Here is a 13,295-nt window from a genome sequence, read left to right as displayed (position 1 = left end):
CCAACGCTGTGGGGCTATGGGTTTGACGCCCTAATATGGTCCCAAATCGGACTCAATCCAGCGGCAGCGTAACCCTCACAGTGGTGCCCCGCCCAACCGCAGAATCGATGTCTACTGTCCCGCCGGCGTCGTGCACTGCAATGGACATCAGCAGCAATCCGAAACCGTGCCGCCGGCCACTGGGGGCGGCGTGGATTTCGAAACCGCTGCCATCGTCCGTGATGGTGATTTGGATGCCGTGGTAAACGGCGTTGAGCCGGACGGTGAGCTGGCTGGCGTTCGCGTAGTTGAGGGTGTTGCTGAAGGTCTCCTGCGCCACGTGATACAGGAGGGCGGCGGCTGAGGAAGAGATCTCGATGCCGTGATGGGGAGTGTGCCAGTGCACTGTGACGCCTGCACGCCGGAGCGGTGCGGCCAGCCGGTCGATGCATCCTGCGACACCCAGCGCGTAGAAATCCACGGGGTGCTGGTCCTGGATGATGCCCTTGACGGAGACCACCTCGGTTAGTGCTGATGCCTGTTCCATTGCTTCCCCCACATCGTCGTGTTTCATACTGGAAATTCGTTGCCGAAACGCCTGTGTATTGGTGCTCCGTCTGTTTCCAGCGTGGCGCTGCTATATCAAGGAAGCTTTTCGATTGGCTCAAGTTCTCATCAAGTTTGCGGGGGAGGCTTGCGGACCCTTGCGGGGTTCTTCAAAAAGCGCCCGACGACGGCATTTGAGTGCCGTCGTCGGGCGCTGCTCTTTGTGTTTAGGACAGAGCCGCGAGCACCAGCCGGCAGGCGCTTGGGATCGGTTGGATGATGTCGACGGCGGTTGTCTCCGCCAGCCGCCGCGCGGTGGCGCTGAGTGGGCCGCCGGCGATGATGACTGCCTCAGTGTTGTCAGTGGCCGTAGCCTCTGTGACGGCCTGCGCCAACTCCTGGAACTGGTGTTCAGGGTCTGCCGCCAAGACCAAGGGTTCGGACAGCGTCAGCCGTACACCGGTGAAGTGCTCCTGGAACCCGTGGTCTGCCACCAGCTTGCCCAGGGCTTCCACCAACAATGGTGTGCTTGTTGCCATACCGAAGTGACGGAGCCCGCCGTGAGAGTTCTGTGCGGCGGCGTAAACGGAGCCTTGTCCTATGCCGATCACCGGGATATCCAGTTCGTCGTCCAACTGTGCCCGCCCCGGATCACCTATCGCTGCAACGATCACAGCGGCCACCCTGCCGCCGTCGGGCCCGGAAAGGTAGCCGTTCACAGCATTGCGGACGTGCACCTCAGATTCGGACAAGGAGACCGGATCCACGATCATGGAAGGCCCGGCGGCTGCGGTAATGCCCACAACCCGGAGACCATGCGCCGCCAAGGTCTCCTCAGCCAGGTCCACCATCATGGTTGTGGTGTCGCCATTGGTGTTCGGATTTACCAGGAGGACAGTGTCCGGGGTTGGAAGGTCAGTGTCCATAGATCGCAGCTTCCTCGTCATCGCCCGGTTCAGCGTCCTCTTCCAGTGGCTTGTTGAAGGTCTCGGGCGGGAATTGGACCACGATCGCCAGGACGACGAACAGCACTGCCAGAGTGGTGAACATGCCCGGCAAACCGGCGGAGTCGAACACGGCCCCGGAGATGAGCGGGAACAGGCCTCCGGACAAAGAACCCGCTGCCAGGATGATGGACGTGCCGAAACCACGGGTGCGCGTGGGGTAGAGCTCCGGCGCAAACAGCCAAATGGTGGTGTTAAGGATGATCACCGAGAAGTTGAAGAGGACTCCAAAGATCACAACGAGCACGATGTCGGTGGCAAGGAAGGCCATGGACAGCCCGGACAGGCAGCCAAGAATTGCGGCCGCTGTGAGCACTTTCTTCCGGGGCAATCGGCTGGCGAGGTAGGCGGCTGTGCAGGCACCCAGCAATGAACCCGACTGCATGATCAGCGTGAACCAGAGGCTCGTGTTCACGGCATAACCGCGGGACACCAGGATGGTGGGCATCAGCGTCAGCATGGAAATCTGGGCGGCGTAGGACATGCAAACGGCAATGCACAGCAGCACCGTACGCTTGAGGAGCTTGCCGCGGAGGGCGTCCTTCCAGTGGCCGGACGATTTCACCACCACAGGATCGGGTACTGCCGTGATGTATGTTTCCGGGTCCTTGATGGGGCCGGAGAGCTTGTTGCGGGCAAGCCGGGTGATGACGAGGTTTGCCTCATCGATTTTGCCTTGGGAAGCCAGGAAGCGCGGCGTTTCCGGAACGTACCTCCTGAAGAACATCACCAGCAGGGCGGGGATGAAGAGCAGGCCGAACACCCAGCGCCACTTGTCCGGGCCGTCGAAGAGCGTGAAGACGAGGATGCCGAAGGCCGGTGCAAGCATGTTGCCCAGACCGGCTGCGGTGACGTTGATCAGTCCCACAGCGGTGCCGCGGTGTTTGGCGGCGAAGAACTCCGCCATCATGATCACGGCAACGGCTATTTCACCACCGAGCCCGAAACCGACAATGAAGCGGCCCGCGGCCAAAATGGGATAGTTCGGGGCAACGGCGCAGAGCAATGAGCCACCGGCGAAAATGATGAGGTTAATGACCAGCATGTGCCGCCGGCCGTATTTATCGACGATGAGGCCCGTCGCGAGCCGTCCAAGTGCAGTTGCCGTAAACGTCATTGTGTTCAGCAAACCGATTTCGGTGGCTCCCAATCCCCACGATTGGCGGAGGATGGGGCCGGTGATTCCTACGGCATTTTGTTCGAGGGCGTCGAAGAAGACGCCCAACAGGATCATGAAGACAATCTGGCGATGTGCGCCAGTCACCCCAATCCGTTGATACGCGCCTTCGATTTGTTTGGCCAGGGATCCGGTCCGCGGTGTTGCAGCCTCCTGGGCAAGGTCTTTTTCCACAGTGCGCTCCTATCTGAGCTCTGAAGGTTTCATTCATTGCCACGCGAATGGTTCCGTCATGCGGAATGCGAATATCACATGAGGGAATGTGATGGAGATTACACTTTGGGATACCAAAAGGCTATGGTTGGCGTGTAAACAGAATGTGACCGGGAGCTCATTGAGAGGTGGAGCCGGTGCGGCGTGACCCGCTTTAGAAGGATAGATGCCCGAATGCACCCGAAATAAGTTGATTTTCGGCACCGTTGGAGTCAAAGGTGGTCAGGAAGCCGCAGCCCACAGCCACCGAACTTCGCTTGGAAGAATCCAGGCGATAGTGGCCTGTGAGCCCGTTAGTATGCCAGCGCCTCCCCGAGCCGCCTATGAAGGTTTAGGCGGTGTTTTTGCCTGCCTGCAGCGCCGCCTGCTCTATGCGGGCACAGTGGGCTGCCCACTCTTCCGTGGACCGGCCCGGGATGTTCGGGTCGCTTGGTCTCTGCCCAATGTTGCCGTCAATGAGTTCGCGAATAATGTCCGCGTGCCCCGCATGCCTCGACGTTTCCACGCACATATGGACCAGGATCTGGTGGAGAGTGACGTTCTTTTTCTCCTCCGACCACCACGGCACGACGCCCGGCGCATCCAGCGGGAGGGATTCGATGGTCTCATCGCTATGCTTGGCGGAAAAGTGGTGAAGCTCCATGATGTCCTCGCGGCTCTCACTTGCCGGAACCCACATGTCCGAATCCGGTGCCGCATCGTCCGCAAACCACGGCAGCTCCCTGCCGCTGGACCGGCCGAAGGTCTCGCCGAAATACCCCAGCTCCACACTGGCCACATGCTTTACCAAACCCAGTAGGTTGGTTCCCGTGGGGGTCATGGGCCTGCGGGCATCGTACTCGCTCAGCCCGTCCAGTTTCCCGAGCAGGTCTGCCCGGCGGAGGCGCAAGTATGTGAGCAGCGTCGCTTTTTCATCCATGCTCAGGACTCTACCGAAGGGGTCCGACAGTTCCGGGACCGCGACCGCGACTTCGCGGGAACCGTGCTGGATCGCCGGAACGCTCGGGCGGCTTGGCAGCTTTCCCGCCGACCGTGCACGTTTCCGGCGACTTGGGACCCCAGCGTGGGATCCGACGGCGCTGCTACCGCGGGCTTTTGTCGATGACACAGAAGCCGATGGTCAACATTCGCCCAGCCGGATCGCGGGAGGGTCTTGTGGCAGAACAAGGGCGGATGCGACAGTGAACCATGGCCACCGAGGACGATGTAAGACGCATCTGCCTGGGCATGCCCGGAGTGACCGAGCGCCGGAGCTGGGGGCAGCCCGCGTGGTTCGCCAAGTCCCTCATGGCCCGCATGTGGGAAGAAGGCGTGGGCACGGTGAAAACCGAAGAACGCGAAGCACTCGCAGCCATGGAACCCGACACCTTCTTCTGGACGCCGCATCACGAACAGTCCCCGAAGCTGATGCTGATCCGGCTGGAACGAATCGACACGGAAGAGCTCGACGAACTGCTCCAGGAGTCGTACCGAATCGCCGGCGGCCCGGGCAAACCCAAACCCAACTAGGTAACAGCAAACGTTCCATTGAGGGCTCAGTAGGACGTTTGCTGTTACCTAGTTGGGTGAGGACGCGCAGGCTAGACTCGGCTGCATGGGGGATTACAACAAATTTGGGGAACAGAGCACACCGCAGCCTGCCCGCAGCGTCTCTGCCGTCGTCGTGCCTTTGCTGGGGCTGCTCGCTGTGATCGTGGGGCTGATCGTGGCGTGGACCAACCAGAGCACGAACTTCGGCTGGTTCGCCTACGCACCGTTGAGTGACACTGTCTTCGTCGGGAACGGTGGGGCCATGGTCAGCCAAGGCACACAGCTCGGGCTGGTCGTGACGGTCGTTGGCCTGCTTGTCCTCGCGTTCCGGGCCGGGCTCACCATAGGCCGCCGAAGCCGCTGAGATCGCCGGACCGCTGAGTTCGCCGGACCCGCGCCGAAACCGCCCGAGAAACGCGAAATCGCCGGAAAGCTGCCAGCGAACTGGCAGCTTTCCGGCGATCCCGGCGCAAGCGAAGCGAGGATCAGGTGAGCTTCACCTGGCGGTTCATGTCCTTGTACAGCAGGTAACGGAACTCGCCCGGGCCACCCGCGTAGCAAGCCTGCGGGCAGAACGCGCGCAGCCACATGAAGTCGCCGGCTTCCACCTCAACCCAGTCGTTGTTGAGCAAGTACATGGCCTTGCCCTCAAGCACGTACAGGCCGTGCTCCATGACGTGGGTCTCCGGGAAGGGGATCACGCCGCCGGGCTGGAAGGTGACGATGTTGACCTGCATGTCGTGGGCGAGGTCGCTGGAGTCCGTGAAACGTGTGGTCTTCCAGACGTCGTCGGTGTCCGGCATGGAGGTGGGCTCCACGTCCTTCTCATTGGTGACGAAGGACTTGGCCTCGAAGCCTTCAAGGCGCTCGTAGGCCTTGCGGATCCAGTGGAAGGAGACGATGTCGTCGGACACGTTCTCCAGGCCCCATTCCGCGCCGGCAGCAAGGTAGGCGTAGCCGCCCTCTTCGAGGTGGTGCAGTTCGCCGTCCAAGGTCAGGTCGACCTGGCCCTTGGTGACGAAGATGACGCCTTCAACGCCTGCCTCAAATTCGGCCTTGGGTGCCCCGCCGCCCGGTGCGATCTCCACGATCAGCTGGGAGAACGTGGTGGCAAACCCAGAGATCGGGCGTGCGATGATCCACGAACGAGTGTTGGAGAACCCCGGCAGGTTGCTGGTGACGATGTCCGTCATGACGCCCTTGGGGATCACCGTGTATGCCTCGGTGACGATGGCCCGTTCGGTGGTCAGCTGGGTCTGCGGCGGCAGGCCGCCCTGAGGGTAGTAGTACTTGCCCATGCGAAATGCTCCTATCAGTGCGAAGTTGGTTGTGCGAGCCGCGGGTGCGCCAGTGCGGTCAGCTGCGAAAGTTCGACGCCGGCAAGCGCCTTGACCTCGTCGGTCCCCACGGCGCCGCACTGGACGCCGCGGAGGACGAAGCCCGCAAGCGCGCGGGCCGTGGCTGGCTCGTCCATGACGCCGCCTTCGGTGCGCTCCACGTAGTTCCGGAGGCGCAGGGCTGCGGCCGGGAGGCCTTCGCGGTAGAAAGCGTACGACGCCGAGAAGCGGCTGGGCAGTTGGGCTGCATGCAGGTCCCAACCCTGGTAGTAGCCGTTTTCCAGGGAGCGACGAACCAAGCGGCCGTGGAGCTTCCAGGCATCCTCCACGCCATCGCCCACGGGGATGATGTTGGTGGAACCGTCGGAGAGCCGGATGCCCGTGCCGGCGACGGCGAGCTGCATGACTTCCTTGGCGAAGTCGGCCACCGGGTGCTCCATGGACTGGTATTCCGCGGAGATACCCAACGAAGCGCTGTAGTCGTAGGTCCCGTAGTGCAGGGCGCTGATGCGTCCCGGAACAACGTGGGGGAGCTGGGCTACCGGTGAGGTTCCGTCAGCGCCGATGATGAGCTGCGGTGTTTCCACCTGCACCTCAAAGCGGAGCCGGCCGGCGGGAAGCCCGTGGACTTCTTCAAGGCGGGACACCGCGAAGTCCATCGCCTGCACCTGGGCCACCGTGGTGACCTTGGGCAGGGTGAGGATCAGGCCGGCCGGGAGTTCGCCAGCCGCGGCCAACGTGGAGACGAACAGGTCCAGCGTCTTCAGGCCGCGGGCCCTCGTGGGGGCTTCGAAGCACTTGAAGCGGATGCCGATGAACGGCGGAGCTGTTCCGGCCGAAACTGCAGCGGCAACAGCCTTGGCGGCAGCAACGGCGTCGGCGTCTTCTGCCGCATCGCCGCGGTCGCCGTAGCCGTCTTCGAAGTCCAAACGGAGGTCCTCGATCGGCTCAGCCGAAAGCTTCGCCGTCACACGGGAAGCAACAGCCGCCGCGAGGTCGGGCTCCTGGCCCAACAGCTGACCGAGCTTTTCGAGACCGCCGTGAGCCTCCGCCGCCGCGAGTGCCTGGGCGCCCCACTCTGCCGCAAGGGAAGGCGTGAAGCGGTCGGCCGGGATGTAGACGGTGTGGATGGGCTGGCGTGAGCCGTCGTCGCCGGGGTAGTTGCGGTCCAGCAACTGGTCCGTCGCGGCGAGCTGCGACTCGATGTGGGCCAGGTCAGAGGAAGAGAATGAGCCCATCTCAGCCCACCAACTCATACGCGGGAGTGGTGAGGAAGTCCGTGTAATCGTCGGACAAACAGATGTCCTCGATCAGCTTGGACGCAGGCTCGTAGTACGCCTTGAAGTTCTCGTCGCCGAACTCGATGCGCAGGCGCTCGGTTTCTTCGCCCAGGATTCGGGTGACGAGTTCGCGGGTCACGGTGTTGCCCGTGTCAGCGAGGACGGACTTGTTGCGGATCTGCTGCCACACCTGCGAGCGGGAGATCTCCGCGGTGGCAGCGTCTTCCATGAGGTTGTGGATGGCAACGGCACCGCTGCCGGAGATCCAGACGCCCGTGTAGGCGACGGCGACGTACAGGTTCAGGCGCAGGCCCGCCTCGGTGACGTGGCCTCCGGCGGACGCGACGTCGATGAGCTGCTCAGCGGTGACGCTCACCTCGGGGCGCTGCTTGTCCAATTGGTTGGGACGGTCGCCCAGTACGGAGTCGAAGACTTCGCGGCAGGTGGGGACCAGGTCCGGGTGTGCCACCCAGGAGCCGTCGAAGCCATCGTTTGCCTCGCGGGTCTTGTCGGCGCGGACCTTGTCAAAGGCTGCGGCGGTGACGTCGGGCTGCTTCCGGTTGGGGATGACGGCGGCCATGCCCCCCATGGCGAAGGCGCCGCGCTTGTGGCAGGTCTTGACCAGGAGTTCGGTGTAGGCCCGCATGAACGGTGCCGTCATGGCAACGGTGGCGCGGTCCGGGAGGACGAACTCTTCGCCGGCATCACGGAAGTACTTGATGATGCTGAAGAGGTAATCCCAGCGGCCGGCGTTCAGGCCGGAGGCGTGGTCGCGGAGTTCGTAGAGGATTTCGTCCATCTCGAACGCGGCCGGGATGGTCTCGATGAGGACCGTGGCGCGGACGCTGCCCTGCGGGATGCCGAGGAAATCCTGGGCGAACACGAATACATCGTTCCAGAGGCGGGCCTCAAGGTGGCTCTCCATCTTGGGCAGGTAGTAGTACGGGCCCTGGCCGTTGAGGAGCAGCTGCTTGGCGATGTGGAAGAAGTGCAGGCCGAAGTCCACCAGCGCACCCACGGCGGGTTCGCCGTCGATCAGCAGGTGGTTCTCTTCCATGTGCCAGCCGCGGGGACGGGCAACAACAACAGCCAAGGGAGCGTCGGTGCGGAGGCGGTATTCCTTGCCCTCGGGCGAGGTGTAGCTCAGGGTGCCCTGGGCAGCGTCGCGAAGGTTGAGGATCGCGTCGATGACGTTGGGCCATGTGGGAGTGCTGGCGTCCTCGAGATCCGCGAGCCATACCTTGGCGCCGGAGTTGAGGGCGTTGATGGCCATCTTGGCGGGGGTTGCCGGGCCGGTCATCTCGACGCGGCGGTCCTGCAAAGCTGCCGGTGCCTCGGCGACCGTCCAGTCGCCGTCGCGGATTTCCTGCGTCTCCGGGAGGAAGTCGAGGCGGCTGGTGTCAGCAACTTTCTGGCGCTTGACGCCGCGTGCTTCCAGCAATTCGTTCCGGGTGCCGGCGAAGCGCTTGTGCAGTTCCTCGATGAAGGCCAGTGCCTTGGGGGTGAGGATTTCCTCGGCGCGATCGATCGGCCCGGGATCAGTGACTGTGATAGCCATGTGGCGGTGTCCTTTTCTAGAGTGCGCTGGCGGCGTTGGCGTGCGCCGCATTGGCCACGGCGGTCGCTACATCGGCGGCAACATGGGGATCGAAGACGCTGGGGATAATGTAACTCGCGTTCAGCTCATCGTCAGCTACCCGGTTGGCAATTGCCTCAGCGGCGGCCACCAGCATGTTCGGCGTAATGTCCGAGGCTCCGGCGTCCAGCAGGCCCCGGAAGAAGCCGGGGAAGGCCAGCACGTTGTTGATTTGGTTCGGGAAGTCGCTGCGGCCGGTGGCAACCACGGCTGCGTGCTTGGACGCGACAACGGGATCGATTTCCGGCGTCGGGTTCGCCATGGCAAACACGATTGCGTCCTCGGCCATCGAAGCCACCTGCTCTTCGCCGATCACGTGCGGGGCGGAGACGCCGATGAAGACGTCAGCTCCCTTGAGGGCGTCGTGCAGGGTTCCGGAGAAACCTTCTTCGTTGGTGTTCGCGGCGATCCAGCTCCGGTGCTCGTCGTCGTACTTTTCACCCGAGTGGATGGCGCCGGAACGGCCGGCGGCGACGATGTGCTGCGCGCCCTGGGCCTTGAGGAGCTGGATGATGGCCGAGCCGGCAGCGCCGACGCCCGAAACCACGATCTTGACCTCGGAGAGCTTCTTGTCCACTACACGGAGGGCGTTGACCAGGGCAGCGAGCGTGACGATCGCGGTGCCGTGTTGGTCATCGTGGAAGACGGGAATGTCGAGTTCTTCGCGGAGGCGGTTCTCGATTTCGAAGCAGCGCGGCGCGGCGATGTCTTCGAGGTTGATGCCGCCGTAGACGGGCGCCATGGCCTTGGCGATCATGATGATTTCTTCGGTGTCCTGGGTGTCCAGGCAGACCGGCCAGGCGTCAACGTTGGCGAACTGCTTGAAGAGCGCAGCCTTGCCTTCCATGACGGGCAGGGCGGCGGCGGGGCCGATGTTGCCCAGGCCCAGAACGGCCGAACCGTCGGTGAGGACTGCGATGGTGTTGCGCTTGACCGTCAGGTTGCGGGCTGCGGCCGGGTCCTCTGCGATGGCCATGCAAACGCGGGCGACGCCGGGAGTGTAGGCACGCGAGAGATCGTCACGGTTGCGCAGGGCTACTTTGGGGACAACTTCGAGCTTGCCACCGAGGTGCATGAGGAAGGTGCGGTCCGAGACGTGCTGGACGGTGACGCCGTCGAGGGCGTTCAGGGCGTCCTTCACGCGGCCTGCGTGGTCGTCGTCGGTGGTGTTGCAGGTGACGTCAACAACGATCGTCTCGTGGTGGGATTCCGTGACGTCCAGCGCGGTGATTGCTGCACCGGCTGCGCCGACGGCTGCTGCCAGTTCGCTGGTAGCGGTGAAGCTCGACGGTGCGGCGACGCGCAGGGTGATCGAGTTTCCGGGGCTCGGATTCGCCATTGAAATTCCTCCTGTAAGGCCCGTTCCCGGGCCGCCGTTCCAAACTGAATGTTTTCGTATTATGGATATTATTATCTACAAAGTGGAAACACAACCCCTTGCTTGGTCATGTTCGGTGTCATCGCGCAGGTGGGCCCTGTGCTGTATGTTGGGTGTTCTAAGCAATTCTTTTCACGATGCGGATAAGAGTTGTCGGAATCTGAGTCATTGGAGACAAGGGAATGGCTGAAAAAGCCTCCGGAGGCGTGCAGTCCGTTGAGCGCGTCTTTGAACTGCTGGAACTGATCACGGACGCGGGCGGCGACGTCACCTTGAGCGAGCTCTCGTCGTCCACTGACCTCCCCCTACCCACCATCCACCGCTTGCTGCGCACGTTGGTGTCACTCGGCTACATCCGCCAGCTGCCCAACCGCCGCTACGCCCTGGGGCCGCGCCTGATCCGGCTCGGCGAAGGTGCCAGCAAGCAGCTCGGTGCCGTGGCCCGTCCGCAGTTGAAGACCCTTGTGGAACGCCTTGGCGAGACCTCCAACATGGCCGTGTTGGATTCCGACATGGTCATCTACGTTGCCCAGGTGCCCTCCATGCACTCCATGCGCATGTTTACCGAGGTCGGCCGCCGCGCCCACACGCACGATACCGGCGTGGGCAAAGCCATCCTCGCCCAGTTGGACGACGAGGTGGTCCGCGGCATCGTGGCCCGCACAGGCATGCCCACTCCCACGGCCAAGAGCATCGGCGACATCGACTCCTTGCTCGCGGACCTCAAGCTGATCCGCGAACGTGGCTACTCCATTGACGAGGAAGAGCAGGAGCTCGGCGTGCGCTGCTTCGCCATGGCCGTCCCCAACGCTCCCACTCCCACCGCGATCTCCGTGTCCGGTCCGATCACCCGCGTGGACCAGAGCTTTGCCGACCGCGCCGTGCCCATGCTGCGTGAAGCTGCGATGGCGATCTCCGCGGAGCTGAACCAGAACTGATTTTCTTTCGCCGAGTTGGCACTTAATGCCCATGTTTTCCAAAAACATGGGCATTATCTGTCATCTCGGCGCCTTCACCACGATCGGGTGAACCGGCCGCACGACGCTGAAGTACAGCTTCCCCCTCCACCCCTTAAGTACGACGGCGGTGGTCACCCTGATGAGTCGGCCCACCGGGTCGACCCCGACGGCAGCCGCGAAGTCCAAGTGCTTATCCCGGACAAAGATCAGGGCTTCTTCGTCGGACTTATCCGTCACTCTGAACGTGTCCCGCGGGGCCTTGGGGATGCCGATCAAAGGGACCAGTGCCTGTCGCAAACCCATCGCCGCAGCAACCCAGCAGGGCACGGACTCCAGGGAGAACAGCCGCTCCGCCCACTCCGCAGGTTCCGTGCTGGCTCCGTCTGGAAGGACGGCCAGGCAAACGTCCGTGTAGTCCGGAGTCGGGATCTCGCGGAAGGCCAATGAGCGGAAGCAGGGTGACTGTTCGGTCATGAGCTGATCCAACGGTGCGAAGCGTGCAGGTGAGCTTCCCACGCGGGTGAGTGCCGCCGTCGTACGTTCTGCCCGAGATGACACTTGACGCCCATGTTTTCCGCAAACATGGGCGTCAAGTGTCATTTCGGCGGACCAGAAAGTTAGTGCTCCGACGCGCTGGACGTCTTGAGCGGGACTTCCTTGCCGTCGGCGTCGATGAGCTTGCCGTTCTCGAAGCGGTCGCCTTCGCTGAGGCACTTGATGTCCTCTTCGCTGACGATCCGGTCTGTGCCGGCGACGAATACCGACTGGTTGTCCGAGTTGCCGGCTTTGAGGTGGTTGAAGAGGATGTTCAGCAGGATGGCCATGACGGCTGCCGAGCTGATGCCGGAGTGGAAGATCGTGGAGAACCAGGACGGGAACGCGTCGTAGAAGGACGGCGCGGCGATGGGGATCATGCCGAAGCCGATTGACGCCGCCACGATGATCAGGTTCATGTTGTTCTTGTACTCAACCTTGGCCAGGGTACGGATACCGCTGGCTGCCACCGTACCGAAGAGCACGACGCCGGCGCCGCCCAGGACGGGCGTCGGAACCGCTGCCACAACGCGGCCCAGGATCGGCAGGAGGCCAAGGATCACCAGGATGAGGCCGCCGGCGCTGACTACGAAGCGGCTCTTGATGCCCGTGATGGCGACGAGGCCGACGTTCTGGGCGAAGGCGCTCTGCGTGAAGGAGTTGAACAGCGGGGAGATGGCGCTGGAGAGCATGTCGGCGCGGAGGCCGTCGCCGATGCGGCGGGAGTCCACCTTGGTGTCCACGATCTCGCCCACTGCGATGATGTCTGCCGAGGTTTCGGTCAGGGTCACCAGGATGACGATAAGCATGGAGATGATGGCGGCGATTTCGAAGGTCGGAGCACCGAAAGCGAACGGCGTGGGGAATGCGACGATGTCGCCCTGGCCAACCTTGGAGAAGTCGGCCATGCCTGCCACGAACGCGATGATGGTGCCGATGACCATGGCCAGCAGGATGGAGAGCCTGGAGATAGCGGCGTTGCCCACCTTGCTCAAGAGCAGTACGACGCCCATGGTTGCTGCTGCGAGGCCGATGTTGGCCATGCTGCCGTAATTGTCCGCCTTGGCGTTGCCGCCCATGGCCCAGTTTGCTGCCACTGGCATCAGTGTGAGGCCGATAGTCGTGATCACGGTTCCAGTAACCACCGGTGGGAAGAACTTGATGATCTTGGAGAACAGGGGAGTGATCGCCAGGCCAATCAGCGAGGCCACAATGACCGAGCCGAACACCGCCTGGATCCCGCCACCGCCTTGGACGATCGCCACCATGGTGGAAACACCGGCGAAGGAAACGCCCTGTACCAATGGCAACTGCGAGCCGAAGAACGGAATGCCGACGGTCTGCAGGATGGTGGCCAGGCCGCCAACGAACAAGCAGGCGGCAATGAGGAGGCCGATGTCCTGCGAGGACATGCCGGCGGCCGCGCCGATGATCAACGGCGGGGCAATGATTCCGCCGTACATGGTGAGAACGTGCTGGAAGCCGTAAGCGAAGGTGCTTCCGATGGAGAGTCGCTTATCCTCGGGGCGTTCCGACTGATGCGTCTGCGAACGGGTGGTATTCGCAGGGCGGGATTTCTTCTTGATGTTCATGGCAGACTTTCTGGGTTCATGGCAGACGTCTTCGTCTGGCTAACTGTGTCTGGCTAACAAAATCTTGGGTTGTTTGGGGTTGGGGTTGTGTGCAGGCCCGGCCGTTACGGGGCGCCGTTGGGGGGCCTGC

Annotated in this window: 13 protein-coding genes; 3 read left to right on the top strand and 10 right to left on the bottom strand. The window is 62.8% G+C overall.

Features of this window, described 5'->3' with window-relative positions; translation table 11 throughout:
• Nucleotides 1–52: 52 nt before the first annotated feature.
• The 4 genes from KCX59_RS18455 to KCX59_RS18440 form a co-directional block, all read right to left on the bottom strand.
• Nucleotides 53–553 (bottom strand): sensor histidine kinase, encoded by a 501-nt coding sequence (locus KCX59_RS18455; protein WP_166660329.1) that lies wholly within the window; start codon nucleotides 551–553, stop codon nucleotides 53–55.
• A 199-nt stretch (nucleotides 554–752) separates the two neighbouring features.
• A complete protein-coding gene (locus tag KCX59_RS18450) occupies nucleotides 753–1,451 on the bottom strand; it encodes an aspartate/glutamate racemase family protein (protein WP_179017622.1) in 699 nt (232 codons plus the stop codon).
• Nucleotides 1,441–2,880: an MFS transporter gene (locus KCX59_RS18445; RefSeq protein ID WP_091470348.1), complete on the bottom strand. Its 1,440-nt coding sequence runs from the start codon at nucleotides 2,878–2,880 to the stop codon at nucleotides 1,441–1,443. Before KCX59_RS18445 ends, KCX59_RS18450 begins: the two co-directional genes overlap by 11 nt.
• Before the next feature lie 370 nt (nucleotides 2,881–3,250).
• Nucleotides 3,251–3,838, bottom strand: a complete 588-nt coding sequence (locus KCX59_RS18440; protein ID WP_179017621.1) for a DinB family protein — start codon at nucleotides 3,836–3,838, stop codon at nucleotides 3,251–3,253.
• Nucleotides 3,839–4,107: 269 nt separating this feature from the next.
• Here KCX59_RS18440 and KCX59_RS18435 point away from each other — a divergent pair, with 269 nt between their 5' ends.
• Together KCX59_RS18435 and KCX59_RS18430 are read left to right on the top strand one after the other, a co-directional pair.
• Nucleotides 4,108–4,428, top strand: coding sequence for an MmcQ/YjbR family DNA-binding protein (locus KCX59_RS18435; protein WP_179017620.1), 321 nt, complete (start codon nucleotides 4,108–4,110; stop codon nucleotides 4,426–4,428).
• A gap of 85 nt (nucleotides 4,429–4,513) precedes the next feature.
• Nucleotides 4,514–4,813: a hypothetical protein gene (locus tag KCX59_RS18430; protein WP_179017619.1), complete on the top strand. Its 300-nt coding sequence runs from the start codon at nucleotides 4,514–4,516 to the stop codon at nucleotides 4,811–4,813.
• Nucleotides 4,814–4,934: 121 nt separating this feature from the next.
• Here the strand turns inward: KCX59_RS18430 and KCX59_RS18425 are convergent, their stop codons facing one another.
• From KCX59_RS18425 to KCX59_RS18410, 4 genes are read right to left on the bottom strand one after another with little or no spacing between them, the layout of a single operon-like run.
• Nucleotides 4,935–5,747, bottom strand: coding sequence for a bifunctional allantoicase/(S)-ureidoglycine aminohydrolase (locus KCX59_RS18425; protein WP_179017618.1), 813 nt, complete (start codon nucleotides 5,745–5,747; stop codon nucleotides 4,935–4,937).
• Nucleotides 5,748–5,761: 14 nt separating this feature from the next.
• On the bottom strand, nucleotides 5,762–7,024 hold the full coding sequence (locus KCX59_RS18420; protein ID WP_178994233.1) for a DUF6986 family protein: 1,263 nt from the start codon (nucleotides 7,022–7,024) through the stop codon (nucleotides 5,762–5,764).
• Nucleotide 7,025: 1 nt separating this feature from the next.
• The gene (aceB, locus tag KCX59_RS18415; RefSeq protein WP_179017617.1) at nucleotides 7,026–8,624 is read right to left on the bottom strand and encodes a malate synthase A; all 1,599 of its coding nucleotides are present in this window, start codon (nucleotides 8,622–8,624) and stop codon (nucleotides 7,026–7,028) included.
• Nucleotides 8,625–8,640: 16 nt separating this feature from the next.
• Nucleotides 8,641–10,041, bottom strand: a complete 1,401-nt coding sequence (locus tag KCX59_RS18410) for an NAD-dependent malic enzyme (RefSeq protein WP_179017616.1) — start codon at nucleotides 10,039–10,041, stop codon at nucleotides 8,641–8,643.
• Nucleotides 10,042–10,262: 221 nt separating this feature from the next.
• Between KCX59_RS18410 and KCX59_RS18405 the strand changes: the two genes are divergently transcribed.
• Nucleotides 10,263–11,018 (top strand): IclR family transcriptional regulator, encoded by a 756-nt coding sequence (locus KCX59_RS18405; RefSeq protein WP_011776026.1) that lies wholly within the window; start codon nucleotides 10,263–10,265, stop codon nucleotides 11,016–11,018.
• A gap of 60 nt (nucleotides 11,019–11,078) precedes the next feature.
• Here the strand turns inward: KCX59_RS18405 and KCX59_RS18400 are convergent, their stop codons facing one another.
• Together KCX59_RS18400 and KCX59_RS18395 are read right to left on the bottom strand one after the other, a co-directional pair.
• Nucleotides 11,079–11,513 carry a DUF2867 domain-containing protein gene (locus KCX59_RS18400; protein ID WP_179017615.1) on the bottom strand — a complete coding sequence of 145 codons (435 nt, stop codon included), beginning with the start codon at nucleotides 11,511–11,513 and terminating at the stop codon, nucleotides 11,079–11,081.
• Nucleotides 11,514–11,656: 143 nt separating this feature from the next.
• The gene (locus tag KCX59_RS18395; protein WP_178994199.1) at nucleotides 11,657–13,165 is read right to left on the bottom strand and encodes a nucleobase:cation symporter-2 family protein; all 1,509 of its coding nucleotides are present in this window, start codon (nucleotides 13,163–13,165) and stop codon (nucleotides 11,657–11,659) included.
• Nucleotides 13,166–13,295: the final 130 nt, after the last annotated feature.

It is taken from the genome of Paenarthrobacter nitroguajacolicus, assembly GCF_051027655.1.
GTDB lineage: Bacteria > Actinomycetota > Actinomycetes > Actinomycetales > Micrococcaceae > Arthrobacter > Arthrobacter nitroguajacolicus.
The sequence above is the reverse complement of the archived record's forward strand: the minus strand, read 5'-3'. Positions and strand labels throughout refer to the sequence as shown.

Excerpts from the sequence above, each read along its gene's own strand:
- aceB (WP_179017617.1), bottom strand. The coding sequence starts at position 8,624 with ATGGCTATCACAGTCACTGATCCCGGGCCGATCGATCGCGCCGAGGAA.
- KCX59_RS18425 (WP_179017618.1), bottom strand. The coding sequence starts at position 5,747 with ATGGGCAAGTACTACTACCCTCAGGGCGGCCTGCCGCCGCAGACCCAG.
- KCX59_RS18405 (WP_011776026.1), top strand. The coding sequence starts at position 10,263 with ATGGCTGAAAAAGCCTCCGGAGGCGTGCAGTCCGTTGAGCGCGTCTTT.
- KCX59_RS18430 (WP_179017619.1), top strand. The coding sequence starts at position 4,514 with ATGGGGGATTACAACAAATTTGGGGAACAGAGCACACCGCAGCCTGCC.
- KCX59_RS18435 (WP_179017620.1), top strand. The coding sequence starts at position 4,108 with ATGGCCACCGAGGACGATGTAAGACGCATCTGCCTGGGCATGCCCGGA.
- KCX59_RS18400 (WP_179017615.1), bottom strand. The coding sequence starts at position 11,513 with ATGACCGAACAGTCACCCTGCTTCCGCTCATTGGCCTTCCGCGAGATC.
- KCX59_RS18450 (WP_179017622.1), bottom strand. The coding sequence starts at position 1,451 with ATGGACACTGACCTTCCAACCCCGGACACTGTCCTCCTGGTAAATCCG.
- KCX59_RS18455 (WP_166660329.1), bottom strand. The coding sequence starts at position 553 with ATGAAACACGACGATGTGGGGGAAGCAATGGAACAGGCATCAGCACTA.
- KCX59_RS18410 (WP_179017616.1), bottom strand. The coding sequence starts at position 10,041 with ATGGCGAATCCGAGCCCCGGAAACTCGATCACCCTGCGCGTCGCCGCA.
- KCX59_RS18395 (WP_178994199.1), bottom strand. The coding sequence starts at position 13,165 with ATGAACATCAAGAAGAAATCCCGCCCTGCGAATACCACCCGTTCGCAG.
- KCX59_RS18440 (WP_179017621.1), bottom strand. The coding sequence starts at position 3,838 with ATGGATGAAAAAGCGACGCTGCTCACATACTTGCGCCTCCGCCGGGCA.
- KCX59_RS18420 (WP_178994233.1), bottom strand. The coding sequence starts at position 7,024 with ATGGGCTCATTCTCTTCCTCTGACCTGGCCCACATCGAGTCGCAGCTC.